We start from the raw sequence: 25,302 nt of genomic DNA on the forward strand, positions 1-25,302 counted from the left end.
GAACGCCTATGTTTGACGAAAACGAGCATACCCATCCCCAGAACAACGACGAAGGCCCCCGGCATATCCATCGGGGCATCAAGCGCAGCGAGCCGGACGAGGTCGAGGTGGACAGCGCCGACTTCTTCTCCCCGGAGCCGCCCCGGCCCTCCCGGCCCGCATCTGCGCCGCAGCCGGAGGCCGGGCTTCCGCCTGAACCGCCGAAGTCTCCCGTCCCGCCCCATAAACAGTGGGAGCCGCTGCACCCCAGTGAGGCCGCTCCTTCTGCCGATAAGCTCCCGAAAGGAGGAATGGTCTTGCTGGGATTGCAGGCCGTCCTGAGCCTTGCCGCACTGGTGCAGCTCTGGCGCACCCAGATGCTGCCGGTGCTCTATCTCGTCATCATCACGGCGCTGCTGGTGCTGCTCTGGCTGCTGGTGCGCAAGTGCCTTGCTTCCCGCACCGGTGCGGTCGTAGCACGGGTTCTGTCCGTCATGCTTTGCGCCGCGCTGGCTGTGGGCTGCGTCTGGGCACAGCAGGGCCTCACGACCCTGAACAATGTCACCTCCGGTCTGCTCACCGGCGCAGAGGCCAACAAGATCACCAAAGAGCCTTTCGTGGTCTACCTCAGCGGCGTGGACAACCGCGGTGAGCTGACCGAAAATGCCCGCAGCGACGTGAACATCCTCGCGGTCGTCAACCCCGTCACCAAGCAGGCCGCCCTCATCAACACCCCCCGCGACTACTACGTTGACCTCGCGGGCACGGAAAGCAAGGACAAGCTGACCCACGCCGGACTCTACGGCGTCGAGACCAGCATGGCGACGCTGGGCAACCTCTACGGTGTGGACGTGGGCCACTACATCCGCATCAACTTTGCGGGCTTCATCAGCATCATCGACGCCATCGGCGGCGTAGACGTCTACTCCGATCAGGCCTTCACCTCCGTCGGCAGCCCCGGCTACTATGACCCCACCACCTTCGCCGAGGGCTGGAACCATCTGGATGGCAAGTCTGCTCTGGCCTTCGCCCGGGAGCGCCACGCCTTCAAGACCGGCGACATCCAGCGCGGCATCAACCAGATGAAGGTCATCGACGCGATGGCCAACAAGCTCAAGTCCCCCACCCTGCTGATGAGCTTCTCCAAGCTGATGGACGCCGCTGCCGACTGCTTCGTGACCAGCTTCTCGCAGGAGCAGATCTCCGCGCTGGTGCGGATGCAGCTGGGCGACCTCGCCAGCTGGGACATCCAGAGTTACACCGTCACCGGCTCGGGCGCAAAAAGCTCCAAGTGCTACTCCGCCAAGGGCCAGAGCCTCTACGTCATGAAGCCGGATGAGAACTCGGTCAATGAGGCCAAAGCCCTCATCGCTGCGGTGCTGGGCGGCGAAGACAAGCTCACCAGCACCAGCCAGACCCACGAAAAGACCGAGGTCTACACCCCGACGGCCGACCCCAACGCCGCCGCGTCCGTCCCGGAGGAGTCTCCCGACAGCGTGATCGTGGAAGAGCCTGCCCCGAGCGACGTCCCCGCGGAGAGCGAGGCCGCTGACGGCCAGCCCGCCGAGGGCAGCACCTCCGGCGAGCCAAACGCCTCCACCGAAGTCCCCGCAGAGGGCAGCGAAGAGGCCCCGGCAGACTCCACCGAGTCGCCGTCCTTCAGTATGCCGACACAGGAGCAGGTCGAGCAGGCGGCTTCGTCCCTGCATCAGGCCGCTTCCACCGTGCTGGACGCCCTCTTCGGCTCCGGCACGGGCGGCGACGCCTCCAGCGCTTCGACCCCCGCCGCATGAACAAAGGAATAAAAATGGCCCGCTGCGATAGACGGGTGTCCGTAAAACAGTTAATCCTCCGTATGGCTTAGACCATGCGGAGGATTTGTTTATGTCTAATCTTCAAACTTGCTGGCGGCAAGTCCACAGGGGATAGCCGCTTTAGCAGCGCAAGGGGGTGTAGCCACCTTGACGGAAGGTCGTGACGAAACATTCTCGGTCAGGCAGTTTTCCTCTGCTGACCGGGAATGAAGCGACCCAGGACGCACTACTCTCGACAGAGAGTATAGAAGTGCGCCCTTTAGTTCCTAAAGGGATTTTATCAGTTCGCCAAACAGGTGTTTGGTTGTGCGGAATAGAATGCTCACTCTAAGTTCAGCTTATAATAATGGGCATCAAAATAGGTTTCTTCTCCCCATTTTTTATAGCGCGTTTTTCTGTCCTCTGAAAACCCAAATTTGCGAAGTAGCGCAACCGACGCAAGATTGATATCTGCCACTTCTCCCGTGATGGACTTGCCGCCTTCCGCCTTAACCCAGCGAATGATAGCATCAATCACTTCGGTTCCGAGGCCTTCTTTCCAATGGTCTTTTGAGACGCAATACCCGATATCGTAATTCTCGTTTTCGGGGAATATGCAACAGGTACCGACAGGCGTACCATCCTCTTTCCATTCAGCAACCAGATAATATCCCTCCGGGTTGTCTTCCATCTCATCGACACATTTGAGATACGCTTCATCCATGTTCTCACGGATAGGGTCGCTCATATACTTCCCGTTTTCTTTGTCTCCCCATAGAGAGAGCGTAAAGTCTTTATCGGATTTCTGCCAAGAACGAATCGTCAATCTTGGCGTTTCCAAGTTTTTGATAAGAAGCATTGCGTATTGTTCTCCTCCACAAATTCCGATTTGTTGCTCAATTTTCATATTTAAATTATACCATAAAACTTGTGAACAATTCTACCGTCATTTTGGACTATATGAGAAAAGTCCGAACAGTTTTCTGCCCGGACTTCCTCGCTCAATCATAAATCAATTCGATTTTCACAATTTCCTCTGCCTGTGCCTTGCAAGCGTTCATCTGCCGTACCCATTCCATTGGGTGTCGGCTTTCAGTTTCTCGGTCATGCCGTTTCGCTTCGCCAACTCCGGCACGATCAGCTCCATGCGGTTTCGTGCCGCTTCGTCAATCTTAGCGCAATACTGTCTTACGTACACCCAGCAATGCAGCGAGCCATTTTTTATTCAGATTTAAGCCAGAATGTCGCCCAGCACGCTCTTGCCATCCAGCGTGGAGGCATCCACGCCCAGATAGTCGCAGATGGTCTGTGCGATGGTGCCGAAGCAGAGCTTGGTGCCGAGGTCAACGCCCGGCTTGACGCCCTTGCCGCAGATGAGGTAAGGCACATACTCGCGGGTGTGGTCGGTGGTCTTGGTGTAGGAGGGGTCGCAGCCGTGGTCGGCCGTGACCATCAGGATGTCACCCTCCCGCATCCCGGGAATGAAGTCGGCAAGGAACTTGTCGAACTCGGTGGCAGCAGCAGCGTAGCCTGCCACATCGCGGCGGTGGCCGTAGAGCATATCGAAATCGACGAGGTTCACGAAGGCCAGACCCTCGAAGTCGCGGGTCTGCAATGCCTTGGTGAAGGCGATGCCGTTGGTGTTGCCGGTGGTCTTAATTTTTTCCGTCACGCCCTCGCCGTCGAAGATGTCGAAAATTTTGCCGACCGCGATGACGTCCCTGCCCGCGTCCTTCAGCAGGTCCAGCATGGTCTTGCGAGGCGGCTTGAGGCTCAGGTCGTGGCGGTTGGTGGTGCGGTAGAAGGTATCGGCAGTATGGCCGAGGAAGGGGCGTGCGATGACGCGGCCCACGCCGTACTCGCCCTTCAGCATCTCGCGGGCAATTTCGCAATAGCGGTACAGCTCATGCACCGGCACAAGCTCCTCGTTTGCGGCAACTTGGAACACACTGTCGGCGCTGGTGTAGACGATGAGGGCATCCTCCCTCATGGCCTGCTCGCCGTAGTCCTTCAGCACCTGTGTGCCGGAGTAGGGCTTGTTGCAGAGCACCTTATGGCCGGTCTTTTCCTCAAACTCGTGGATGAGGCTGTCGGGGAAGCCGTCCGGGAAGGTGGGCAGGGGTTTCGGGCTGACCACGCCCGCAATTTCCCAGTGGCCGATGGTGGTATCCTTGCCCATGCTCTGCTCCTGCAGGCGAGCGAAGGAGCCGGTGGGGGCGGCGTCCTTTTCACCGGCGGTCACGCCGTCGATGTTGAACAGTCCGAGCTTTTTCAGATTGGGGCAGTTGAAGTTGGGGTGCTTGGCGATGGCGCCGAGGGTGTTGGTGCCCTCATCGCCAAAGGCGGCGGCGTCCGGCTCTGCACCGATGCCGAAGCTGTCCAGAACGATCAGAAAAACGCGCTTTTCCATTTACGCTTTCACTCCGTTTCTATAGTTTCGCGCCCGCTCCCGCCCGGAAAAGGGCAGAAGTGAGACTTTTCCTTATCCTTATTATAGGCGATGGGGCTGTTTTTCGCAATATCGCCCCGGCATCTATCACGAAAATTTAAGGTTTTCTTTGCCGAATTTTTTCTTGCTCTCTTGTACACAAGCGGTTATAATATAGATTGGTAAGGTTTGAAATACTACCTGACCGGGCCGATGTCCGGCCAGAAGCCGAGGGGCCTTGTCCGGCCCCTGCGGCTCGTCATAGAGGATAAGAAGATATTGTTGGAGGTATATTATGAGAAAAACGAAGATCATCTGCACCCTTGGCCCGTCCACCGATAAGGACGGCGTGCTGCGCGAGCTGGTCGCCAACGGCATGAACGTGGCCCGCTTCAACTTCTCCCACGGCTCCTACGAGGAGCACAAGGGCCGTCTGGATATGCTGAAGGCCATCCGCACCGAGCTGGGCAAGCCCGTGGCCGCTCTGCTGGACACCAAAGGCCCCGAGATCCGTCTGAAGGAGTTCAAGAACGGCGTCGAGATGCTGGAAGCCGGCCAGACCTTCACCCTGACCACCCGCGAGGTGGAGGGCACCAAGGAGATCTGCTCCATCACCTATAAGGACCTGCCGCAGGACGTCCACGAGGGCGGTATCATCATGCTGGATGACGGCCTCATCAAGCTGGCCATCAAGAGCGTCTCCGACACCGACATCGTCTGCGAGGTGCTGAACAGCGGCAAGATCAAGACCAAGAAGGGCGTTAACGTCCCCGGCGTCCACCTGTCCATGCCCTACCTGAGCCAGCGCGACCGCGATGACATCATCTTCGGCATCCAGCAGGGCTTCGATTTCATCGCCGCTTCCTTCGTCCGCACCGCACAGGACGTCTACGACATCCGCAACCTGCTGAACGAGTATGACTCCCACATCCGCATCATTGCCAAGATCGAGAACCGCGAGGGCGTCAACAACATCGACAGCATCCTCGCCGCTGCCGACGCCGTCATGGTCGCCCGCGGCGACCTCGGCGTCGAGATCGACTTCACCGAGCTGCCCGGCATCCAGAAGAGCGTCATCGACCGCTCCTTCTCCTTCGGCAAGCCCATCGTCACTGCCACCCAGATGCTGGACAGCATGATGGTCAACCCCCGCCCCACCCGCGCCGAGATCTCCGACGTGGCCAACGCCATCTACGACGGCACCTCTGCCATCATGCTCTCCGGCGAGACCGCTGCGGGCGCATACCCTGTTGAGGCCCTGAAGACCATGTCCGCCATCGCCGAGCGCACCGAAAACGAGGTGCACTACCGCGACAACCGCCTGACCGACGCCGCCGGCCAGATCAGCGTCAGCGACGCCACCGCACACGCCGCCTGTCTGACCGCAAAGGACGTCAACGCCTCTGCCATCGTCACCGTGTCCGAGTCCGGCAACACCGCCCGCCTGCTGAGCAAGTACCGCCCCGCACAGCCCATTATCGCCTGCGTCATGGACGAGCAGGTGCAGCGCCAGCTCTCCATCTCCTGGGGCATCACCCCGCTCATGATGGACCTCGCCACCAGCACCGATGAGCTGATCGAGAAGTCCACCGCTCTGGCCAAGGAGAACGGCTACCTCCACGACGGCGAGCTGGCTGTCGTGACCGCAGGCGTCCCCGTGGGCGTCTCCGGCACCACCAACATGATCAAGATCCACATGATCGGCAACTGCCTGTCCACCGGCGTCGGCATCGGCCCCGATGGCGCTGCTCTGGCTAACGCCACCGGCAAGGCCTGCGTCTGCCACACCCTCGAGGAGATCCGCGCAAAGTTCAAGCCCGGCATGGTGCTTGTGGTGCCCTCCACCTCTAACGAGATGCTGAGCTACGTCCGCGACGCTGCCGCTCTGGTGGTCGAGGAAGCCGGCCTGAACAGCCACGCCGCCATCGCAGGCAAGGCCCTGCTCAAGCCCACCATCGTGGGTGCTGTCGGCGCTACCGCCCACATCCGCGACGGCCTGATGGTCGCTGTGGACTGCGCACACGGCAGCGTCCAGCGCCTGCAGGCCTGATTTTTAGGAGGCGCAGCATGGAACGCATCGCAAGCTTCTGCGTAGACCACACCAAGCTCGGCCGGGGTATGTACCTGAGCCGTCAGGACGGCGACGTGCTGACGTGGGACATCCGGATGAAGAAGCCGAACCACGGCGATTATCTCTCCACCGGTGCCGCCCACACGCTGGAGCACCTTTTCGCCACCTACGCCCGCAACAGCCAGTACAAGGACGGCGTGGTCTACGTCGGCCCCATGGGCTGCCGCACCGGCTTCTACCTGCTCACCCGGGGCCTTTCCCCTGCAGAGGCTCTGGCCCTGACGGTGGAGTCCTTCCGCTTCATGGCCGCTTTCGAGGGCGATGTGCCCGGCGCAAGCGAGGTGGAGTGCGGCAACTACCGCGACATGGACCTGCCCGCCGCAAAGGCAGAGGCCGCCGCCATGCTGCCCGTGCTCGAGGCACTGACTGCCGACGACCTGCACTACTGATTTTATAGCAATTCAACTTTTTAATGCAACAGCAACAGCGTTGAATTGCATATCGCAAATATGCTGTTTTCATGTTGCACTAATTTCTTGCCTTGCGATAAAAACAAACGAGGCCCGGAGTGGAAACGCTCCGGGCCTCGCTGTTTTATTATTTGTTGTTATGACAGATGAGAAAAGTCATTTCTTCTCAGTATCAATCATGCTTTTTTGATATCTTCAGCATCCGCAGTGACAACAGCAATACGCCAGGTCTCACCCTCCACTTCGATGGTGGCAGTGCCGATGTAACGAACGCTTGCAGGTTTTTTGCCCTTCCCGACGACTGCGCTGTTGATATTACCACCATCATCATCACCATACAATGCTTCGAGCAGAGTGTAAGCCTGCGTCGTAGCATTATAGCCCTTAGTCTCCGTCTCTGCAAAATAAACAAACTTGTCTTTATAGTCCTTCATGACATCTGCCATGATACCTTTCTTCAGTTCCTCAAAATCAAAATCTTCACCTTCATGTTCCTTCCCAAACTTGACAGCATACTCTCCAAGCTCTTTTGCCTTACCGTTCAGCTTGGAGTCTGCCTTGTATACTATCTCTTGTCCCTTGCTCATATCGCTCAGTACATCTGCAATGGTCTTGGTGCTTGCAGCGTTGCCGCAGCCCGTCAGGACAGACAGGGCCAGAACGCCAGCGAGGACGACGGCCAGAAGTTTCTTTGCCATTTTCATGTTGTTTCCTCCCACATGATGATAAAATGAATTTTAGGGGCCGACCGTCCGTTTCCGACCATCAGCCTATGAAAGCATTATACCCCCCCCCTCCCCCTGTGATTTTGTCAATATTATTCTTGATTTTCATGATATTCCCAAATTGGCCCTGTATCCGCTATGCAGGTTTCACAAAATTGCAGAAAAATTTGCCCGCTTCGTCAGAGGCTCTCCCCTTGGGAGCAACAGCGACGACCGCCGCCAGCGGCGGAAACAAGGAGGAGCTGTTGGGGCAGCGGCCAGCAGGATGCAAGCGACAGCGTAGCAGACGCTGGGAGCCGCAACCCGGGCAATGTCACCGAAGGTGACTGAGAGGGCAAGGACGCTGCCAAAAAACAAAAGCACAGCGATAACATCAGCTCTGGCAAAAGCCGATATTATCGCTGTGCAGTTGCTCTCAGAGGACGGGCTTGCCCTCTCCGTCATTGCTTCGCAATTCCACCTCTCCCAAAGGGAGAGGCTTTTCTTATTCGTACAGGGGGAATGCCTTGGTCAGGGCCAGCACGCGGGCGGAGATGTCGTCTTTCTTCTCGTCGTAGTGCCAGATGCAGTCGGCGATGCAGTCCGCGATGACCTTCATCTCGGCCTCGCCCATGCCCCGGGTGGTGACGGCCGGAGTGCCCAGACGGACGCCGGAGGTCACGAAGGGGCTGCGGGTCTCGCCGGGGACCGTGTTCTTGTTGGCGGTGATGTGGACGCTGTCGAGGCGGGCTTCCAGCTCCTTGCCGGTGCACTCCTCCTCCCGCAGGTCCACCAGCATCAGGTGGTTGTCCGTGCCGCCGGACACCAGCTTGACGCCCCGGGCCTGCAGCTGCGCGGCCATGGCCTGTGCGTTCTCGATGATCTTACGGGCGTAATCCTTGAACTCCGGCTTGAGGGCCTCACCGAAGCAGACGGCCTTAGCCGCGATGACGTGCTCCAGCGGGCCGCCCTGCGTGCCGGGGAAGACAGCGGAGTTGATGCGCTTGGCCAGCACGGCGTTGTTGGTCAGGATGAGGCCGCCGCGGGGTCCGCGCAGGGTCTTGTGGGTGGTGGTGGTCACGACATCGGCATAGGGCACGGGGCTTTGGTGCATCCCGCCGGCCACGAGGCCCGCGATGTGGGCCATGTCCACCATCAGATAAGCGCCATAGCCGTGGGCGATCTCCGCCAGCTTCTCGAAGTCGATGGCGCGGGGGTAGGCCGAAGCGCCCGCCACGACCATCTTCGGGCGCACCTTCCGGACCTGCTTTTCCAGCTCGGCGTAGTCGATGCGGCCATCCTCACCGACGCCGTAGGAGACGAAGTGGTAGTTCTTGCCGGACATATTCACCGGCGAGCCGTGGGTCAGATGACCGCCCTGCGACAGGTCCATGCCCATGACGGTATCGCCGAGGTCCAGCAGGGCAAAGTAGACGGCCAGATTGGCCTGTGCGCCGGAGTGGGGCTGGACGTTGGCGTACTTTGCGCCGAACAGCTTGCAGGCGCGCTGGATGGCGATGTTCTCCACCTCATCCACATAGGCGCAGCCGCCATAGTAGCGCTTGCCGGGCAGGCCCTCGGCGTACTTGTTGGTGAGGATGCTGCCCATCGCGGCCATGACGGCGGGCGAGACGATGTTCTCGCTGGCGATCAGCTCAATGTTCTCCCGCTGGCGGGTCAGCTCACGGTTCATGGCCGCAGCCAGCTCCGGGTCGGCCTTGTCCACGAGGCCAATGGTATCCATCATATCGTTGTACATCATACATTACCCCTCTCTGATGCTGATGCTGAGATCAGCTTTTTCTCCATAATACCAGACAACGTAAAATTCTTCAACAGCATTTCGCACAAACCAATACGCTTTGGCCCCTTTCTTTTCGGTCGGATGAAGATATTTCACCCTTCGGCCCAAAGCCTTGCTTTTTCTGCGCCCAGCGTTTATTATACATCTATAAAAATCCGTTCCGGTTTTTGTGCAGTTCTGCCCGCCGGGCGCAGAGAGGGGCGTTTTTCCATGACCATCGCAGAGCAAAAAGCGGCGCAGCGGAAAGCGGGCATTGCAGCCCGCCGGGCGCTGTCGGAAGCAGACCGGACCTCGGCCAACGCGGCGCTCTGTGCCCGCATCGCAGGGCTGGACTGCTTCCGGACGGCGCAGAACATTCTGCTCTACGCCGCATTCGGGGGCGAAGCCGACCTCTCCGCGCTGGCCGGACAGGCCGCAGCACAGGGCAAAATACTGGCATGGCCCGTCTGCGGCGAGGGTTTCTCACTGACCGCCGCCGTGCCGGAGGCCAACGGCTGGGAGGTCGGCGCATATGGCATCCGCACCCCCGTCCTGCGCCGGTCGGCCCTCCTGCGGCCCGACCAGCTCGACCTCGTGCTGGTGCCCTGCACAGCTTTCGACGCCGCCTGCCGTCGGGTGGGCATGGGGAAGGGTTACTACGACCGCTATCTTCCCCGCTGCACCCGGGCTGTAAAGATCGGCGTCGCCTTTGAGGCCCAGCGGGTGGAGGCGGCGGCTGTGGACGCCCACGACCAGCGGCTGGACGGATTCGTGACAGAGGGAGGACTTTATTTTGGAACTGACACAACTGAGCTGTGAGGAATTTCTGAGCCAGCTTGCCAGCAAAGCCCCCGCCCCGGGCGGCGGCGGCGCAGCGGCCCTTGTGGGGGCGGCAGGCGCAGCGCTGGGCAATATGGTGGGCAGTCTGACCACCGGCAAAAAGAAGTATGCCGCCGTCGAGGCAGACATTCAGACCCTCAACGCCCGGGCCGAGGCCCTGCGGCGGCGGCTCGAAGCCCTCGTGCAGGCCGACGCGGAGGCGTTCGCCCCGCTGGCCGCAGCTTACGGCCTGCCCAAGGAGACGCCCGAGCAGCAGGCTCACAAGGCCGCGGTTCTGGCCGAGGCGCTGGATGGGGCCTGCGCTGTGCCTCTGGACATCATGGACGCCTGCTGTGAGGGCATCCGCCTCGCGGCCGACTACGCCGCAAAGGGCAGCGTGCTGGCCGTGTCGGACGCGGGCTGTGCGGCCCTCTTCTGCAAGGCCGCCCTTCAGGCCGCCGGGCTGAACGTCGCCATCAACACCAAACTCATGACCGACCGCCCCCACGCCGCCGGGCTGGACGAAAAGGCTGCCCGGATGCTGGCGGAGTATGTACCGCTGGCCGATGAAGTCTACCAGTCCGTGGCAAGCCGCCTGCGGGTCTGATCCAGAAAGGGGATCTCTATGTCTGTGATTTTGAAGGGTGCGCCCGTCGTGGCCGCCATGAACGAAGCAAACGCCGCCCGCTGCGCCGCGCTGCGGGAAAAGGGCGTCGTCCCCACACTGGCCGTCGTCCGGGTGGGCGCACGGGAGGACGACCTCTCCTACGAGAAGGGCGTCATGGCCCGCTGCGCCAAGGTGGGCGTCGAGGTGAAGCAGTTCCTTCTGCCCGCCGACGCGGCGCAGGAGGAGCTGCTGGGCGTCATCGCCTGCATCAACGCTGACCCCTCCATCCACGGCTGTCTGCTCTTCCGTCCCCTGCCCCGGCAGTTCGACGACCGCACCGTCCGCGCCGCCCTCGCGCCTGAGAAGGACATCGACGGCATCACCGACGGCTCGCTGGCCGGTGTCTTTACCAACACGGCCCTCGGCTACCCGCCCTGCACGGCACAGGCCTGCCTCGAGATCCTGAAGTTCTACGACATCCCCCTCTCGGGTCGGCGAGCCGTTGTGGTGGGCCGCAGCCTTGTGGTGGGCAAGCCCGCCGCCATGATGCTGGACCGGGAGAACGCCACTGTCACCCTCTGCAACTCCCGCACCCGGGATCTGCCGGAGGTCTGCCGTGAGGCCGACATCGTGGTGGTGGCCATGGGCAAGGCCGGCGCCGTCGGTGCCGAGCATCTGCGCGAGGGGCAGGTGGTCGTGGACGTGGGCATTCATGTCAACGAGGAAGGAAAGCTCTGCGGCGACGTCCGCTTCGGCGAAGCCGAGCCGCTGGTGGAGGCCATCACCCCCGTTCCCGGCGGCGTGGGTACCGTGACCACCTCCGTGCTGGTGAGCCATGTGGTGGAGGCGGCAGAAAAGACCGTATAACTTCTTTATCAAAACAAAAACAGAGAGGACCGTCCGCGAAGGACGATCCTCTCTGTTTTTGTTTTATCGTTCTGTCAGCACGAAGGTCAGCTCTGCCGAAGCGGCACACTTGCCGTCCACATAAGCTGAGGCCTTGCCGATGCCCACCGGGCCGCGCTGCTCCACCAGCTCACAGTGGAGGGTGAGCACATCGCCGGGAGTGACCTGCTTGCGGAAGCGGGCATTCTTGATGCCGCCGAAGAGGGCCAGCTTGCCCTGATTCTCCGGCAGGCTCAGGGCCGCGACGGCACCGGTCTGGGCCAGCGCCTCAAGGATGAGGACGCCGGGCATGACCGGCGTGCCCGGGAAATGGCCGCAGAAGAACTCCTCATTGCGGGAGACGCACTTGCGGCCGATGGCCCACTGGCCCGGCTCGTAGTCCAGAATACGGTCCACGAGGGCGAAGGGATACCGGTGGGGCAGGATGGCCGCGATCTCCTCGCTGGTCAGGCAGTTCGGGGTTTCACGGACGGTGCGGGGTTCTGCCATCGCTCAGCCCTCCCACTTCTTGAAGGCCAGACAGGCGTTGTGCCCGCCAAAGCCCAAACTGTTGCTCAGGGCGTACTCCATCTTCATCTCCCGGCCGACGTTGGGCACATAGTCCAGATCGCACTCGGGGTCGGGCTGCTCATAGTGGATGGTGGGGGGCGCGAACTGATCCCGGAGAGCCAGTGCGGTAAAGACGGCCTCGATGCCGCCTGCGCCGCCCAGCAGATGGCCGGTCATGCTCTTGGTGCTGACCACGGCGATGTCCTTGGCGTGGTCGCCAAAGACGGCATGGATGGCGGCCGTCTCGCAGCTGTCGTTCATGTGGGTGCCGGTGCCGTGGGCGTTGATGTGGTCGATCTGCTCGGGGGCGATGCCGCCGTCCTTCAGGGTCAGCTTCATGCAGCCGATGGCACCGGTGCCGCCGGGTGCGGGAGCCGTGAAGTGGTAGGCGTCGCAGTTGGCACCGTAGCCCACCACCTCAGCGTAGATGTGTGCGCCGCGGGCCTTGGCGTGCTCCAGCTCCTCGAGGACCAGCACGCCGCTGCCCTCGCCCATGACGAAGCCGCCGCGCCGTGCGTCGAAGGGCAGGCTAGCCGCGTCGGGGTCGGTGGAGGTGGAAAGGGCCTTCATGCTGGTAAAGCCGCCGATGCCCAGCGGGCTGATGCAGCTCTCTGCGCCGCCGCAGACCATGACCGGCTCATAGCCGTCCCGGATGCGGTGGAAGGCGTCGCCCACGGCGTTGGTGCCGCCGGCGCAGGCCGTCACCGGGCAGGTGCAGATGCCTTTGAGGCCGAAGCGGATGGCGATCTGGGCCGCAGCCATGTTAGCGATGGCCATGGGGACGAAGTAGGGGCTGACCTTTTCCATCCCCTTCTCCTCGCCCCGGGCGTGCTGCTCCTCAATGGTGGGCAGACCGCCGATGCCGCTGGACACGATGACGCCGATGTCCTCGGCCTCCGCCTCGCAGTCGATGCCGCTGTCCTGAATGGCCTCGGCGGCAGCGCCCAGTGCCAGCAGGGTGAAGCGGGCCATCTTGCGGGCCTCTTTTTTGTCCACGACGGTCTCGGGGTCGAAGTCCTTGACCTCGCCCGCCAGCTTGCACTTGAACTCGCTGGCGTCGAACTGGGTGATGGGGCCGATGCCGCACTTGCCTGCGCGGGCGGCAGCCCAGCTGTCGGCGGTGTTATTACCAAGAGGGTTCACGGTTCCCAGACCGGTGATGACGACTCTGCGTTTTTCCATAGAAAAAGCTCCTTTTACATTGCCATGCCGCCGTCCACACAGAGCACCTGCCCGGTGAGATAGCTGCTTTGTTCGGCGGCAAAGAAGGCCACCGCGTTTGCCACGTCCTCCGGCTGTCCGGCGTGTCCCTCCGGGATGGTCTTGCACATCTCGGTGCGGACGGCCTCCGGCAGGGCGGCGGTCATATCCGTAGCGATGAAGCCGGGGGCCACCGCATTGACGGTGACGTTCCGGCTGGCCAGCTCTTTGGCGAGGCTCTTGGTCAGGCCGATCAGGCCCGCCTTGCTGGCGGAATAGTTGGTCTGGCCCGCGTTGCCCCGCAGGCCCACCACGCTGCTCAGGTTGACGATGCGGCCATAGCGCTGGCGCACCATCCGGCGTGCAGCCTCCTTGCAGCAGAGGAACGCACCCTTGAGGTTGGCGTTCAGGACGGTATCAAAGTCCTCCTCGGAAAGGCGGAGGATGAGGTTGTCGCGGGTGACGCCCGCGTTGTTGACCAGAATGTCCACCCGTCCGAAGGCGTTCACTGCCTCTTCGAACAGCTTCTTGCAGCCCTCGGCGGTGGAGACGTCAGCCTGCACGGTGACAGCCTCCACGCCCTGCTCCTTGCACAGGGCGGCCGTCTCGGCAGCGGCGGCCTCGCCGTGGCAGTAGTTGACCACCACATTGCAGCCCTGCTTTGCCAGCGCGAGGCAGACGGCCCGGCCGATGCCCCGGCTTCCGCCGGTGACGACGGCGGCACGGGTCAGCTTTTCTTCGCTCATGCCTGTGCCTCCTTCCAGCCGGTGAGGAAGGCTTCCAGCTCTTCTGCCGTCTCGACGGCAGTGCAGCGGACATCCGTTCCCAGCGTCTTTTTCACGAAGCCGCTCAGGGCCTTGCCCGGGCCGACCTCGAGGACGTCGGTGACGCCCAGCTCGCCCAGACGGCGGAGGGTGTCTTCCATGTAGACGCTGCTCTGCACCTGCTTTTCCAGCAGGGCCGGGATGGTGTCGCTTTCGGCCTTTTCATGGCCGAGGCAGTTGAAGAGGACCGGCGTTTCCATCTCGCCGAAGTGCTCGGTCTCAAAGCGCTTTGCCAGCGCATCCCCTGCGGGGTGCATCAGGCGGGTGTGGAAGGGGCCGCTGACCTTCAGGGGGATGCAGCGGCGGGCGCCGGCGGCTTTCGCCAGCTCGGCGGCCTTTTCTACTGCGGCCTTCTCGCCGCCGATGACCAGCTGGCCCGGGCAGTTGTAATTGCAGATCTGCACGCAGCCCAGAGCGGAGGCCTCCTCGCAGCACTTTGCCAGTGCGTCGCGGTCGAGGTTCATCACGGCGGTCATGCCGCACTCGATGCCCTTGGCCGCGTCGGCCATGGCCCTGCCGCGGAATGCGGCCAGCTCCACCGCCTGCTTCGCGGTAAAGACTCCGGCTGCTTCCAGCGCGGAGTATTCGCCCAGCGACAGACCGGCCAGATCGTCGGCTTTCACACCGTTTTCCTTCAGGACAGCCGTGACACCGGCGGCAAAGGCCACCATGCAGGGCTGGGTGTACTGGGTCAGATTCAAAACGCCTTCCGGGTCGTCGAAACAGACGCTCCGCAGATCAAAATCGAGGTCTGCGGCGTCGAACGCCTCCCGGAACGCGGGGTATCTCTCGTAAAGGTCTTTGCCCATGCCGGGGTGCTGAGAGCCTTGGCCGGCATACAGAATGGCAAGCTTCATTGGTGTTTCCTCCAATCGTCCATCAGTTCCTCCATCAGCTCCCGGACGCTCCGCATCCGGTCGAGACGGCTCACATTGGCTCCGCAGAAGAAGAGTCCCTCTTCCACGTTGCCCTTCACGGCCTCGATGAGGGCGTGGGTGATGCAGTAGGGCACCTTGGCCGGCTCGCAGGCTTTCAGGCAGCGGGCACAGTGCTTCGGCGGGAAGCGGAGTCCCTGCTCGAGCTTCTGCACCAGCGGGGTCGCCAGCGCACGGCCCGGCATCCCCACAGGGCTGTGGATGATGCGGACGTCCTCCGGCTTTGCGGCCAGCAGGACGTCTTTGTAGGTCTGGCTGGCGTCGCACTCATAGGTGGGGATGAACCGGGTGGCGAGCTGTGCGCCCGCAGCACCCATCTTTGCATAGTGGGCAATGTCCTCGCCCGTGTAGATGCCTCCGGCCACAAAGACCGGGATGGCGTGGCCGAACTGCTCTTCGAAAGGCTTTACCTCGGCCAAGACTTCGGGCAGGATCTCGTCGAGGGTCTGGCATTTCCCGGCCAGAAGCTCCTCCTCCGAAAAGCCCAGATGTCCGCCTGCCTTGCAGCCCTCGATGACCACGAAGTCGGCGGCGCGGTCAAACGCCTTGGCCCACCGGCGGAGGATGAGCTTTGCCGCACGGCCGCTGGACACGATGGGAGCCAGCGCCACGTCGGCACGTTTCACGAGCCCGGGCAGCTCCAGCGGGAGGCCCGCACCCGATACGATGGCGTCCACCCCCGCCTCCACGGCGGTGCGGACGGCGTCGGCGTAGTTCTGGGTGGCGACCATCGCGTTGATGGCCACCAGACCTGCGCCGCCTGCGATCTCTTTCGCTTTTTCGATCTCTTTTTTCAGGGCGCGGAGGTTGGCAGCGGCGGGGTCACGGGCAAAGTCCGGCTCCCGGTAGCCTGCATCGGCCGTGGAGATGCAGCCCATGCCGCCGCAGGCCGCGACGGCACCGGCCAGCCCGCCGAGGGAGACACCGACGCCCATGCCGCCCTGTAAGATGGGCACAGCCAGCGGCTTTCCTGCGAGGGTCAGCATAATTCGCCCAGCGATTTCATCCGCTGCCTCCCGCTCTCCCACAGCTCGTCGAGGATGTCGGCCACAGGGCGCACCTCGTGGAGCATACCGGCCACCTGACCGGCCATCAGGCTGCCGGTGGCGGTGTCGCCCTCAAAGACGGCGCGCCGCAGGCTGCCCAGCGTGTATTTTTCCAGCTCCATCTTGTCGACACCGGCCTTTTCCTGCCGGACGTACTCGCGGCTCATCCGGTTTTTCAGGACGCGGACGGGGGTGCCGCCGATGCGGCCGGTGACGATGGTGTCACTGTCCTTGGCCCGCAGGAGCGCGGCCTTGTAGTTCTCATGGACGGGGCACTCCTCGCTGACCAGCAGACAGGTGCCCACCTGCACGCCGCAGGCTCCCAGCGCAAAGGCTGCGGCCAGCTGACGGCCATCGGCGATGCCGCCTGCCGCGATGACAGGGACATCCACTGCGTCCACCACCTGCGGCACCAGTGCCATGGTGGTCATCTCGCCCACATGGCCGCCGCTCTCGGTGCCCTCTGCGATGACGGCATCCACGCCCAGCGGGACGAGGTGCTTGGCCAGAACGGCCGCTGCCACCACGGGGATGACCTTGATGCCGGCTTCCTTCCACATGGAGATGTACTTGCCGGGGTTGCCTGCGCCGGTGGTGACGACCTTGACGCCCTCCTCCACGACGATCTTCGCAAACTCGTCGGCCTGCGGATGCATCAGCATGATGTTGACGCCGAACGGTTTATCGGTGAGCGCCTTGCAGCGGCGGATGTTCTCTCGCAGGGTCTCGACGTTCATGCCGCCTGCGCCGATGAGGCCCAGCGCACCGGCGTTGGAGCAGGCGGCGGCGAACTCGCCGGTGGCGATGTTGGCCATGCCGCCCTGAATGATGGGGTATTTCGTGCCCAGAATTTCGTTCAAAAGTTTCATCTGATACATCCCTTATAAGTAATCAGCATCCCGCCCCATGTCAGGCCGCCGCCGAAGCCGATGCAGGACACCTTCTGTCCGGCCTTGAGCAGCCCGGCCTCGGCCATCTCGTTGAGGGCCACCGGGATACTGGCCGCACTGGTGTTGCCGTGGCGATCCATGTTCTTGTAGAATTTTGCGGCGTCGGCGTGGAGCGCTTTCACACAGTGGTCGATGATGCGGCTGTTGGCCTGATGACAGACCACCCAGTCCACCTCGTCCAGCGTCAGCTGCGTCTCCTCCAATACCTTGTGCAGGCAGCGGGGCAGTGCGTCCACCGCGAAGCGGAAGACGGCCCTGCCGTCCATGCTGATAGGGGCCGAGCCGGTGCGGCAGGGGCCGCCTGCGTGGATGGCCTCGTCGCCCCGTGCTCCCAGCGTGATGGCAAAGGGTGCGTCGCACCGTTCAAAGATCGCTGCGCCCGCCCCGTCACCGAAGAGGACGCAGGTAGAGCGGTCGGTCTGATCCATCAGGCGGGACAGCGCCTCACAGCCCACCACGAGGGCATACCGCCCGCCCAGCGTCGCCAGCAGACCGCGGGCCACGGCGGTGCCGTAGATGAAGCCCGAGCAGGCTGCATTGACGTCCAGTGCGGGGCGGTCCTCCGGCAGGCCGAGGGCACGCTGCACCTGACAGGCCACGCTGGGGGTCGCGTCGGGGGCCGAAAGGGTGGCACAGACACAGCAGGCGATGTCCTGCGGCCCGAGGCCGCTGCGCTCCAGCGCCTGCTTTGCCGCTGCGATGGCCAGTGTGGCGGCAGATTCTTCCTCTGTGCACCAGTGGCGGGCGCGGATGCCGGTGCGGGTGGTGATCCACTCGTCGCTGGTGTCCACGGTGCGGCTCAGCTCTTCATTTGTGACCGTGCGGCCGGGCAAGGCCCCGCCTGTGGCGATCAACTGCAAACCGTTCATGCTCGTTTCGCTTCTCCGATCTGACGAAATTTTTTGTACCGCTGGTCGGCCAGTGCCTTGCCGCTCATCTTGCAGAGGGCGGTGAGGTGGTCTTTCAGGGCCGTGTCCAGCGCGGCAAAGAGGGCCGCGTGGCTGCGCTGTGCGCCGCCCACCGGCTCGGGGATGATCTCCTCCACGATGCCGTCCTTATAGAGGTCCTGCGCGGTCAGCTTCATGATCTCGCAGGCCTCGCCGCTGCGGGAGGCATCCTTCCAGAGGATGCTGGCGAAGCCCTCGGGGCTGAGCACCGAGTAGACGGCATTTTCCAGCATGAGGATGTGGTTCGCCACACCCAGCGCCAGTGCGCCGCCGGAAGAGCCTTCGCCCGTGACGACGGCGATGACCGGGACGGTCAGGCCGCTCATCTCCATGAGGTTGCGGGCGATGGCCTCGCCCTGTCCCCGCTCTTCCGCCTCCTTGCCGGGGTATGCGCCCGGCGTGTCGATGAAGGTGATGATGGGGCGGCCGAACTTTTCGGCCTGCTTCATGAGGCGGAGGGCCTTGCGGTAGCCCTCCGGCCCCGGCATACCGAAGTTGCAGGCCATATTCTCCTCCAGCGTGGAGCCTTTGCGGTGGCCGATGACGGTCACGGGTATTCCGTGGAAGCGGGCGATGCCGCCCAGAATGGCCCTGTCCTCCCGGCACTGACGGTCGCCGCACTGCTCAAAGAAGTCGGTGAACATGGCGTTGATGGTCTCATCGATGTGGGGGCGCTCGGGATGGCGGGCCAGAAAGACCCGATCCTCGGCAGTCAGCGGGCCGCAGCAGCGGAGGATCTCATCCTCCTCCACGGCCAGCTCGGCCAGCTCAGAGGCGTGGGCCGTGATGGCGGCCATCTGGCTGTCCTCGTCCTGTGCGCCGCCCCGCAGGGCGGCGATCTGGGCGTCCAAAGGAGCAAGCTGCTCCAGAAGTTCTTTTATCATTCCGTTTTCCTCCCGCCTGCATGGAGCTGCAGCAGCTGGATGAGGGTGGCGCGAAGCTCGCTGCGGGGCACGACCTTGTCCACAAAGCCGTGTTCCAGCTGGAACTCGCTGCGCTGGAAGCCCTCGGGCAGGCGCTCGCCGATGGTCTGCTCGATGACGCGGGGACCGGCGAAGCCGATGAGCGCTCCCGGCTCGGCCAGCATGATGTCGCCAAGGCTGGCGAAGCTGGCGGTGACGCCGCCGGTGGTGGGGTGGGTCAGCACGCTGATGTACAGCCCGCCCTTGGCCGAAAAGCGCTCGATGGCGGCGCTGGTCTTGGCCATCTGCATAAGGCTGAAGATGCCCTCCTGCATCCGGGCGCCGCCGCTGGCCGAGAAGATGACCAGCGGAAGCTTTTTGGCAGCGGCATATTCGATGGCGCGGGTGACGCGCTCACCCACAGCCGTGCTCATGCTGCCCATGAAAAAGCGGCTGTCCAGCACTGCGGCCACCACGGCCACGCCGCCGATGCGGCCCACAGCTGTGACAGCAGCCTCACTGAGGCCTGTCTTCTGGGTCTGGGCGGCGAGCTTGTCGGTGTAGCCGGGGAAGCCCAGCACATCCTGCGGGGCAAGCTCTTCGTCCAGCTCCCGGAAGCTGCCGCTGTCCAGCACGAGGCTCAGGCGGTAGTACGCGCCGATGGGCTGGTGATTGCCGCAGTTGGGGCAGACGAAGAGGCTCTTGGCCCAGATCTGGCGAGTGGCACGGCGTCCGCACTGCTTGCATTCCACAAACTGCGGCTCATGCCACGCCACACCGGCGTCCCGCCGGGCTTTGAGCTGGAAGGTGCGCTCCCGCATCCGGCCCGGGAGCAGGTCTCTGATGTCGTTCATCGTTATGCCTCAGCGTGTGCGGTCAGGTAGTTGAAGATGTCGCCGACGGTCTTCATGTTGGCCAGCTCCTCGTCGGGGATGGAGACGCCGAAGGCATCCTCCAGAGCCATGTTCAGCTCCACAGCGTCGAGGCTGTCGGCCTCGAGGTCCTCGGTCAGGCTGGCCTCCATCGTGACCTTCTCCTCCTCGCAGTTCAGGGTGTCAACGACGATCTTCTTCATATCCTCAAAAGTCATGGTAAGCTTCTCCTTTTATCTTGTATGTGTTGTGATATTGTGTCTGATACGGGCGAATCATCTCAGGCTGTTTAGTTAAATGTTTTGAGTGATTCAACAAGGTCATTATACTCGACCGTCCAGGATTGTCAATAGTTTTATCTAAAAATTTTTAGCTTTCACGGTTCTTTCACAGGTTTTTACGCAACTTAAACATTATATAAGTTGCGTAAATCGGGGTGAAAACAGAAAAAGATCCCCCTAAGCAACCACTCAGGGGGATCTTTGTATTTCTTATACCGTGATCTCGATCTGATTTCCTTCCACCGCGAGGACACAGCTTTCATAATATCCGTCGCCGGTGGTGCGCGGGCCGCTGAGGATCTCGTAGCCGTCCGCCTTGAGGCGTGCCGTCAATTCCTCCACCTTCTCTCGGCTTCCGACGCTGAACGCGATATGTGCGTAGCCGGTGCGGACGGCAGGCTTGGGCAGGTCGGACATACCGGGCTTATTCATCAGCTCAAGGCGTGCGCCCTCCCCGAAGGTAAGGAAGTAGGAGCGGAAGTCCGTCCGCAGGTTGTGGTAGCCCTCGTTCGGCACAGCGTCGAGGTAGCGGACGAAGAAGTCCTTTGCTGCCTCGAGGTCGTTGACATACAACGCAGCGTGTTCGATTTTCATTGTGTCACCTTCCTATGTTTTACCAGATAGTATCCGATGCCGATGACATCCGCCAGCGCCCAGCCGATGGGGACGCTGAGCCAGATGCCGGTGACGCCCAGCGGGGTGGCCGACAGCAAGTAAGCCAGCGCAACGCGGGTGCCCAGAGAGGCGATGGTCAGCACCACCGACATTCCCGGCTGGTTGACGGCGCGATAGTAGCCGTAGAGCAGGAAGAGGAGGCCGATGCCGATATAGCACGCGCCCTCGATGCGCAGATAGTGGACACCGGCGGCGATGATGTCCGCCTGCGAGGGGTCGATGAAGATGCCCATGAGGGGGGCTGCAAAGAGACAGACCATCACGCTGATAAAGATGCAGAAGAGCGCCGAGGTCAGCCCTGCGCTGCGGATGCCCCTGCGGATGCGGTCGGTCTGGCCTGCGCCGTAGTTCTGGGCCACATAGGTGGAGAAGGCATTGCCGAAATCCTGCACCGGCATATAGGCGAAGGAGTCGATCTTCACCGCTGCTGCGAAGGCCGCCATGATGACCGTGCCGAAACTGTTCACGAGGCCCTGCACCATCAGGATGCCGAAGTTCATGATGGACTGCTGGACGCTGGTCATGACCGAAAGGTTCAGGATGGCCGCGAGATTCTGCTTATCCCAGCGGCAGTCCTCCCGACGGGGGCAAAGCTCCGGGACTTTTTTCAGGGTATAGACGCCGATGCCGACGCCCGATACGAACTGTGAAAATACCGTCGCGCCTGCCGCCCCCTTGATGCCCCAGCCGAGGACGATGACGCAGAACAGGTCGAGGAAGACGTTCAGGATGGCCGACACGGCCAGAAAGACCAGCGGCACCACCGAGTTGCCGATGGCGCGGAGAAGGTTTGCAAAGTAGTTGTAGAGGAAGGTGGCCGTGATGCCGAGGAAGATGATGAGGAGGTAGTCCTTCATCAGAGGCTTCAGCTCTTCGGGCACCCGCAGCACCCAGAGGATGCCGTCCAGCCCCAGATAGACCAGCAGGTTCAGCACCAGCGCGATCCCCGCGATGAGGACGAAGGACTGGAACACGCTCCGGCGCATTTTTTCGGATTCGCCGCTGCCATACTGCATCGAGATGGCCGCGCCGCTGCCCATGCACAGGCCCAGCAAAATCGAGGTGAGGAAGGTCATGAGGGTGTAGGACGAGCCGACCGCCGCCAGCGCGTCGGCGCCGAGGAAGCGCCCCACCACCCATGTGTCGGCGATGTTGTACATCTGCTGCAGCAGGTTGCCGAACATGAGAGGCAGGGCAAAGAGCAGGATGCTGCTGGTGATGGGGCCTGAGGTCAATGTACGCTGCATGGGACAAATTCTCCTTATTTACAGTTCAACAGAATTTCATGCGGTATTCTTTGGGGGTACAGTGTTTGATCTCCCGGAATATCTTGATAAAGTAACTGCTGTCTGTAAAGCCGCACTCCGCGCCGATCTCGCCGGTCTTGAGCCGGGTAGAGCGAAGCAGCTCGGCGGCTTTTTCCACCCGGTACTGCTTGACGTACTGGATGGGCGTGATGCCCAGCATCTGCCGGAAGCTGCGCAGACAGGCGCTCTCGCTGAGGGCCACGCTGTCCGCGATGAGCTGGACGGTAAGCTCCTCGGAATAGTGCTCCTCCACGAACCGAAGCATCTGCTTCATCCGCTCAGAGGCGATCTGCTCCTGCTGGGACACCTTCGTCCGCCCGCCCACGCACTGGGTGCTCAGCAGCCGCAGAGCCAGCGAAAGATGATAGCGCACCCGGTTCTCGTAGTCGAAGGGTTCGTCGGACACTTCCTTCCAGCTGTCGTGCAGGCAGCCCAGCACCTGTCGCTGCCACGGCACCGACTCGTCCAGCAGAAAGAAGGCCGGGGCGTCTGGCTGGGTCATGGGGCGGATGAGCTTCTGCCAGAAGATGGTATCCATGCCCCCCGTGAGCCGCGGGTGGAACACTCCCGAGTGGAGCAGGGCCGTGCCCTCCGATGCCTGTTCCACCGCGTGGAGGGCCCCCGAGTTGATAAAGACGCCCTGCCCGGTCTGCAAGGTCAGGCGGGTCTTGTTTACGTCCACATGGAGGGGGCCTTTCATGCAGAGCACATATTCAAATTCCTCGTGCCAGTGCCACGCCACCGAGTAGCTGGACAGATCTTCGGCGTAGCAGGCGATGGGAAACAGGGCGCTGCCGTGCTGCGCCAGCTCCCGGCCCCTCTCGCTGTCCACAATGACATCGTGGCAGATGTTTAGTGCCATATTCGCCAATTCCTTTCCCCAAAACATTGAAGCTTTTTTGTCAAAGCCGATTTTGTTGTACAAAAAATCTGCTTTTGTTCTATCTTCTCCGCCGGTTTCGTGGTATTATTTCATCGGAACGGATAAGCTCAGTATAGCACCGTTTCCGGGCAGTTACAACCCCTGACGCCGGTTCTTTTCCGCGCGGGGTGACCGCTCCCCATGCAGCGGCCGCGATGTCCGATCTGCACCACGACCCGCAAAAAACATATCAGTTACGGAGGTATTTATTATGCTTCGCATCGAATATTTTGATAAAAACCGCTTTATGAAACAGGTTGCCGCAAGCCGCGGCAGCATCATCCTCCATCTGGACAATGGCACCACCTGCGACCTCAAGAAGGACCGTGAGGCGTCCGCCATCTTCCAGACCATGGACGCCCCCAAGAAGGGCTTCAGCATCAGCGTCAGCGACCCCGCTGATGTCACCGGCTTCCTGCGCTATATGCTCGAGGCTGGCCGCGCCTGCTAAACAGTCATCTACTATTCTTCATTATTCATCATCACAGCAAAACGGGACGGCCCGCTCTGGCATTTGTCAGAGCGGGCCGTCCCGTTTTGTCCTATTTTGATGTCACAGGATGCACCGGCTGATGGCGCGGGCCACAGCCAGAAGCTCCTCCTGCCCGATGAAGCCGAACTTCATCTCGTGCTCGTCGGCGTAGCAGACCGTCAGCTCCGAGGTCTGCAGCGGGTCGCCGAAGCCGGCGGTCTGGATGCCAAAATGGACGATCTTCCGGTAGGGCAGGACGAAGATCTCCTGCCGGGTGCCGGTGACTCCCTGCATATCTACGATAAAGATGCGGTGGCTCGTGAAAACAGCCTGATCGCGCACCGTCTTGTATGCGCCCACGATGCTCTCGCCGTCCAGCAGGAGCGCCTGCACATTCTTGCAGATCTCCTTCTCCTTGATGCGCATAAGGTTCTGCATCGGCTTTTCCCGAAATTCCATACAGCGTCTCCCCTTCCTTTATCCTTTATAATAAGGTATTCTGGGCTAAGTATAGCATTTCTCCCCCTCCGCTTCAAGTCGTTCTCGCCTTTTGGGCCGGGTTGTGCTATACTGAGAGCTGATTTAGAGTTTCAACCTCTCTGTCATCGCCGGCGCGATGCCACCTCCCCTATCGAGGGGAGGCTTTGGCAGTACGTAAAGCCTAATCTCTTCGCCAGAGGCTCCCCTCGGTAGGGGCAACAACGACGACCGCCGCCAATGGCGGAAACAGGGAGTCGCTGTTGGGGCAGCGGCCAGCAAGACGCAAACGAAGTGCTGCGGATGCTGGGTGCCGCAACCCGGCCTTGTCGAGCGAATGCGAGACTGAGAGGTTATTTCCTTAGAAAAGAGGTTTATCATATGGAGATCATCGTTCATCAGGCCATTCTCCACGTTCTGGACACCACGCTGGACGCACCTGTCCTCAGCGGCAGCTGCATGGAGATGACCGCCGAAAAGACAGCCTATTTACAGTACCACATCGAAAAACTGCTGGCCAGCGACGACATCCGCCAGTGCCGCCCCCTGCCGGACTCGGCTTTCCGGTACGAGCTGGAGCAGAACAAGGACTTTATCGACCTGTCCTGCCGCATCGCGGGCGTCCTGTTCGACTATATGCACGCCCACACCACCATCCCCGGGGCCGACCTCGCCGTGGTGGACTTTACCCGGGACGGTCAGCCGTGGCTCGCCGTCCTCAAACTGAACTACAAAAACGGCTACACCCACTACACCGAGAGCGTGGACGGTGCACCTGTCAACTCCATCATCCAGCAACGGGCCTGCCTGCCCACCCAGAGCGGCAAGGTGGAGGAGGGCGCACTGGTGGACCTGACCGACTACTCCATGAAGCTGCTGGAAAAGAAATTCGACATCGACGGCCACAAGGAGTTCTATCTCTCTACCGTCGTTTTCCAGTACACCACCGCCGAGCCGGAGAAGAAAAAGCTTCAGGCCATTCAGGATGCCGCCGTGCAGGCCGTGCAGGAAAACTATCAGGACGAGCCCCATGTCGAGGCGCAGGTGGCCATGCTCATCGCCAATCAGGCCGCCGACAACGACAACAAGGTGACGGTGGAACAGGTGCGCCAGCAGCTGGCCGAAGAATACCCGCTGGCCGCCGTTCCCTTCGACGACTATGTGGAAAAGAGCGATATCCTCGAGCCGGCGCAGGCTCAGCAGCCCGTCACCGTCTCGCCCTCCCGCATCCGCCGGATGGAGAGCCGCAGCATCCACACCGCCAGCGGCATTGAGGTGAAGATCCCCACCGAGATCCTCTCCGAGGACTCGGCGGTGGAGTTCCTCCACGCCGAGGACGGCAGCGTCTCCCTGCTCATCAAGAATGTCATCCTGTAACAGAAA

Annotated in this window: 26 protein-coding genes and 1 pseudogene; 8 read left to right on the top strand and 19 right to left on the bottom strand. The window is 61.7% G+C overall.

Going from position 1 to position 25,302, the window contains the following annotated elements; all coding sequences use genetic code 11:
- Positions 1-8: 8 nt before the first annotated feature.
- The gene (locus MTP38_RS09530; RefSeq protein WP_249233426.1) at positions 9-1,772 is read left to right on the top strand and encodes an LCP family protein; all 1,764 of its coding nucleotides are present in this window, start codon (positions 9-11) and stop codon (positions 1,770-1,772) included.
- Between the two features lie 343 nt (positions 1,773-2,115).
- Here MTP38_RS09530 and MTP38_RS09535 read toward each other — a convergent pair whose 3' ends face one another.
- From MTP38_RS09535 to MTP38_RS09545, 3 genes and pseudogenes are all read right to left on the bottom strand, one after another.
- A complete protein-coding gene (locus MTP38_RS09535; RefSeq protein ID WP_249233427.1) occupies positions 2,116-2,631 on the bottom strand; it encodes a GNAT family N-acetyltransferase in 516 nt (171 codons plus the stop codon).
- A 142-nt stretch (positions 2,632-2,773) separates the two neighbouring features.
- Positions 2,774-2,958: pseudogene (locus MTP38_RS09540) on the bottom strand (TnpV protein); the annotation flags it as partial.
- Positions 2,959-3,003: 45 nt separating this feature from the next.
- Complete coding sequence (locus MTP38_RS09545) at positions 3,004-4,182, bottom strand: phosphopentomutase (protein WP_249233428.1); 1,179 nt, start codon at positions 4,180-4,182, stop codon at positions 3,004-3,006.
- Between the two features lie 313 nt (positions 4,183-4,495).
- On the opposite strand from MTP38_RS09545, the gene pyk reads away from it, so the two are divergent.
- Together pyk and MTP38_RS09555 are read left to right on the top strand one after the other, a co-directional pair.
- Positions 4,496-6,250: a pyruvate kinase gene (gene pyk / locus MTP38_RS09550; RefSeq protein ID WP_249233429.1), complete on the top strand. Its 1,755-nt coding sequence runs from the start codon at positions 4,496-4,498 to the stop codon at positions 6,248-6,250.
- Between the two features lie 17 nt (positions 6,251-6,267).
- Positions 6,268-6,720, top strand: coding sequence for an S-ribosylhomocysteine lyase (locus MTP38_RS09555; protein ID WP_227620210.1), 453 nt, complete (start codon positions 6,268-6,270; stop codon positions 6,718-6,720).
- A 197-nt stretch (positions 6,721-6,917) separates the two neighbouring features.
- On the opposite strand, the gene MTP38_RS09560 is transcribed toward MTP38_RS09555, so the two are convergent.
- Entirely contained in the window at positions 6,918-7,445 is a 528-nt protein-coding gene (locus MTP38_RS09560) for a hypothetical protein (protein ID WP_249233430.1), read from the bottom strand.
- A 505-nt stretch (positions 7,446-7,950) separates the two neighbouring features.
- Entirely contained in the window at positions 7,951-9,204 is a 1,254-nt protein-coding gene (glyA, locus tag MTP38_RS09565; protein WP_249234685.1) for a serine hydroxymethyltransferase, read from the bottom strand.
- 255 nt (positions 9,205-9,459) lie between these two features.
- Here glyA and MTP38_RS09570 point away from each other — a divergent pair, with 255 nt between their 5' ends.
- From MTP38_RS09570 to MTP38_RS09580, 3 genes are read left to right on the top strand one after another with little or no spacing between them, the layout of a single operon-like run.
- Complete coding sequence (locus MTP38_RS09570) at positions 9,460-10,047, top strand: 5-formyltetrahydrofolate cyclo-ligase (RefSeq protein WP_249233431.1); 588 nt, start codon at positions 9,460-9,462, stop codon at positions 10,045-10,047.
- Entirely contained in the window at positions 10,022-10,654 is a 633-nt protein-coding gene (locus tag MTP38_RS09575; protein WP_249233432.1) for a cyclodeaminase/cyclohydrolase family protein, read from the top strand. Before MTP38_RS09570 ends, MTP38_RS09575 begins: the two co-directional genes overlap by 26 nt.
- An 18-nt stretch (positions 10,655-10,672) precedes the next feature.
- Complete coding sequence (locus MTP38_RS09580) at positions 10,673-11,521, top strand: bifunctional 5,10-methylenetetrahydrofolate dehydrogenase/5,10-methenyltetrahydrofolate cyclohydrolase (RefSeq protein WP_249233433.1); 849 nt, start codon at positions 10,673-10,675, stop codon at positions 11,519-11,521.
- A gap of 63 nt (positions 11,522-11,584) precedes the next feature.
- Here the strand turns inward: MTP38_RS09580 and fabZ are convergent, their stop codons facing one another.
- The 13 genes from fabZ to MTP38_RS09645 all read right to left on the bottom strand — a co-directional run bounded on the left by fabZ (position 11,585) and on the right by MTP38_RS09645 (position 22,910).
- Positions 11,585-12,049, bottom strand: coding sequence for a 3-hydroxyacyl-ACP dehydratase FabZ (fabZ, locus tag MTP38_RS09585; RefSeq protein WP_227620205.1), 465 nt, complete (start codon positions 12,047-12,049; stop codon positions 11,585-11,587).
- 3 nt (positions 12,050-12,052) lie between these two features.
- Entirely contained in the window at positions 12,053-13,291 is a 1,239-nt protein-coding gene (gene fabF, locus MTP38_RS09590) for a beta-ketoacyl-ACP synthase II (protein WP_249233434.1), read from the bottom strand.
- A gap of 14 nt (positions 13,292-13,305) precedes the next feature.
- Complete coding sequence (gene fabG, locus MTP38_RS09595) at positions 13,306-14,055, bottom strand: 3-oxoacyl-[acyl-carrier-protein] reductase (RefSeq protein WP_249233435.1); 750 nt, start codon at positions 14,053-14,055, stop codon at positions 13,306-13,308.
- Positions 14,052-14,990, bottom strand: coding sequence for an ACP S-malonyltransferase (gene fabD / locus MTP38_RS09600; RefSeq protein WP_249233436.1), 939 nt, complete (start codon positions 14,988-14,990; stop codon positions 14,052-14,054). Before fabD ends, fabG begins: the two co-directional genes overlap by 4 nt.
- Positions 14,987-16,054: an NAD(P)H-dependent flavin oxidoreductase gene (locus tag MTP38_RS09605; protein ID WP_227620201.1), complete on the bottom strand. Its 1,068-nt coding sequence runs from the start codon at positions 16,052-16,054 to the stop codon at positions 14,987-14,989. Before MTP38_RS09605 ends, fabD begins: the two co-directional genes overlap by 4 nt.
- Entirely contained in the window at positions 16,048-16,983 is a 936-nt protein-coding gene (locus MTP38_RS09610) for a nitronate monooxygenase (protein ID WP_249233437.1), read from the bottom strand. Before MTP38_RS09610 ends, MTP38_RS09605 begins: the two co-directional genes overlap by 7 nt.
- Positions 16,980-17,933 (bottom strand): beta-ketoacyl-ACP synthase 3, encoded by a 954-nt coding sequence (locus MTP38_RS09615; RefSeq protein ID WP_227620199.1) that lies wholly within the window; start codon positions 17,931-17,933, stop codon positions 16,980-16,982. Before MTP38_RS09615 ends, MTP38_RS09610 begins: the two co-directional genes overlap by 4 nt.
- Positions 17,930-18,895 (bottom strand): acetyl-CoA carboxylase carboxyltransferase subunit alpha, encoded by a 966-nt coding sequence (locus MTP38_RS09620; RefSeq protein WP_249233438.1) that lies wholly within the window; start codon positions 18,893-18,895, stop codon positions 17,930-17,932. The genes MTP38_RS09615 and MTP38_RS09620 overlap by 4 nt, the downstream gene beginning before the upstream one ends.
- Entirely contained in the window at positions 18,892-19,767 is an 876-nt protein-coding gene (gene accD, locus MTP38_RS09625; protein WP_249233439.1) for an acetyl-CoA carboxylase, carboxyltransferase subunit beta, read from the bottom strand. The genes MTP38_RS09620 and accD overlap by 4 nt, the downstream gene beginning before the upstream one ends.
- Positions 19,768-19,769: 2 nt before the next feature.
- Positions 19,770-20,003 (bottom strand): acyl carrier protein, encoded by a 234-nt coding sequence (gene acpP / locus MTP38_RS09630; RefSeq protein WP_149794608.1) that lies wholly within the window; start codon positions 20,001-20,003, stop codon positions 19,770-19,772.
- Positions 20,004-20,276: 273 nt separating this feature from the next.
- Positions 20,277-20,660: a VOC family protein gene (locus MTP38_RS09635; protein ID WP_249233440.1), complete on the bottom strand. Its 384-nt coding sequence runs from the start codon at positions 20,658-20,660 to the stop codon at positions 20,277-20,279.
- Entirely contained in the window at positions 20,657-21,988 is a 1,332-nt protein-coding gene (locus tag MTP38_RS09640) for an MATE family efflux transporter (RefSeq protein WP_249233441.1), read from the bottom strand. Before MTP38_RS09640 ends, MTP38_RS09635 begins: the two co-directional genes overlap by 4 nt.
- A 25-nt stretch (positions 21,989-22,013) precedes the next feature.
- Positions 22,014-22,910 carry a helix-turn-helix domain-containing protein gene (locus MTP38_RS09645; protein ID WP_249233442.1) on the bottom strand — a complete coding sequence of 299 codons (897 nt, stop codon included), beginning with the start codon at positions 22,908-22,910 and terminating at the stop codon, positions 22,014-22,016.
- A gap of 271 nt (positions 22,911-23,181) precedes the next feature.
- Here MTP38_RS09645 and MTP38_RS09650 point away from each other — a divergent pair, with 271 nt between their 5' ends.
- Entirely contained in the window at positions 23,182-23,421 is a 240-nt protein-coding gene (locus MTP38_RS09650) for a hypothetical protein (RefSeq protein ID WP_227620193.1), read from the top strand.
- A 102-nt stretch (positions 23,422-23,523) separates the two neighbouring features.
- On the opposite strand, the gene MTP38_RS09655 is transcribed toward MTP38_RS09650, so the two are convergent.
- A complete protein-coding gene (locus tag MTP38_RS09655; protein ID WP_249233443.1) occupies positions 23,524-23,901 on the bottom strand; it encodes a PH domain-containing protein in 378 nt (125 codons plus the stop codon).
- Between the two features lie 399 nt (positions 23,902-24,300).
- Between MTP38_RS09655 and MTP38_RS09660 the strand changes: the two genes are divergently transcribed.
- The gene (locus MTP38_RS09660) at positions 24,301-25,296 is read left to right on the top strand and encodes a nucleoid-associated protein (RefSeq protein WP_249233444.1); all 996 of its coding nucleotides are present in this window, start codon (positions 24,301-24,303) and stop codon (positions 25,294-25,296) included.
- Positions 25,297-25,302 lie beyond the last annotated feature (6 nt).

Origin of the sequence: Faecalibacterium sp. I3-3-89 (assembly GCF_023347275.1) — a bacterium.
In the GTDB taxonomy this organism is placed as follows: Bacteria; Bacillota; Clostridia; order Oscillospirales; family Ruminococcaceae; genus Faecalibacterium; species Faecalibacterium butyricigenerans.

Coding starts and splice junctions, on each gene's coding strand:
- pyk (WP_249233429.1), top strand. CDS start 4,496: ATGAGAAAAACGAAGATCATCTGCACCCTTGGCCCGTCCACCGATAAG.
- MTP38_RS09655 (WP_249233443.1), bottom strand. CDS start 23,901: ATGGAATTTCGGGAAAAGCCGATGCAGAACCTTATGCGCATCAAGGAG.
- MTP38_RS09615 (WP_227620199.1), bottom strand. CDS start 17,933: ATGAACGGTTTGCAGTTGATCGCCACAGGCGGGGCCTTGCCCGGCCGC.
- fabZ (WP_227620205.1), bottom strand. CDS start 12,049: ATGGCAGAACCCCGCACCGTCCGTGAAACCCCGAACTGCCTGACCAGC.
- MTP38_RS09570 (WP_249233431.1), top strand. CDS start 9,460: ATGACCATCGCAGAGCAAAAAGCGGCGCAGCGGAAAGCGGGCATTGCA.
- MTP38_RS09580 (WP_249233433.1), top strand. CDS start 10,673: ATGTCTGTGATTTTGAAGGGTGCGCCCGTCGTGGCCGCCATGAACGAA.
- MTP38_RS09535 (WP_249233427.1), bottom strand. CDS start 2,631: ATGCTTCTTATCAAAAACTTGGAAACGCCAAGATTGACGATTCGTTCT.
- MTP38_RS09555 (WP_227620210.1), top strand. CDS start 6,268: ATGGAACGCATCGCAAGCTTCTGCGTAGACCACACCAAGCTCGGCCGG.
- MTP38_RS09605 (WP_227620201.1), bottom strand. CDS start 16,054: ATGCTGACCCTCGCAGGAAAGCCGCTGGCTGTGCCCATCTTACAGGGC.
- accD (WP_249233439.1), bottom strand. CDS start 19,767: ATGAACGACATCAGAGACCTGCTCCCGGGCCGGATGCGGGAGCGCACC.
- fabF (WP_249233434.1), bottom strand. CDS start 13,291: ATGGAAAAACGCAGAGTCGTCATCACCGGTCTGGGAACCGTGAACCCT.
- glyA (WP_249234685.1), bottom strand. CDS start 9,204: ATGTACAACGATATGATGGATACCATTGGCCTCGTGGACAAGGCCGAC.
- MTP38_RS09530 (WP_249233426.1), top strand. CDS start 9: ATGTTTGACGAAAACGAGCATACCCATCCCCAGAACAACGACGAAGGC.
- MTP38_RS09620 (WP_249233438.1), bottom strand. CDS start 18,895: ATGATAAAAGAACTTCTGGAGCAGCTTGCTCCTTTGGACGCCCAGATC.
- fabG (WP_249233435.1), bottom strand. CDS start 14,055: ATGAGCGAAGAAAAGCTGACCCGTGCCGCCGTCGTCACCGGCGGAAGC.
- MTP38_RS09650 (WP_227620193.1), top strand. CDS start 23,182: ATGCTTCGCATCGAATATTTTGATAAAAACCGCTTTATGAAACAGGTT.
- MTP38_RS09645 (WP_249233442.1), bottom strand. CDS start 22,910: ATGGCACTAAACATCTGCCACGATGTCATTGTGGACAGCGAGAGGGGC.
- MTP38_RS09545 (WP_249233428.1), bottom strand. CDS start 4,182: ATGGAAAAGCGCGTTTTTCTGATCGTTCTGGACAGCTTCGGCATCGGT.
- MTP38_RS09560 (WP_249233430.1), bottom strand. CDS start 7,445: ATGAAAATGGCAAAGAAACTTCTGGCCGTCGTCCTCGCTGGCGTTCTG.
- MTP38_RS09660 (WP_249233444.1), top strand. CDS start 24,301: ATGGAGATCATCGTTCATCAGGCCATTCTCCACGTTCTGGACACCACG.
- MTP38_RS09635 (WP_249233440.1), bottom strand. CDS start 20,660: ATGAAAATCGAACACGCTGCGTTGTATGTCAACGACCTCGAGGCAGCA.
- MTP38_RS09640 (WP_249233441.1), bottom strand. CDS start 21,988: ATGCAGCGTACATTGACCTCAGGCCCCATCACCAGCAGCATCCTGCTC.
- acpP (WP_149794608.1), bottom strand. CDS start 20,003: ATGACTTTTGAGGATATGAAGAAGATCGTCGTTGACACCCTGAACTGC.
- MTP38_RS09610 (WP_249233437.1), bottom strand. CDS start 16,983: ATGAAACTTTTGAACGAAATTCTGGGCACGAAATACCCCATCATTCAG.
- fabD (WP_249233436.1), bottom strand. CDS start 14,990: ATGAAGCTTGCCATTCTGTATGCCGGCCAAGGCTCTCAGCACCCCGGC.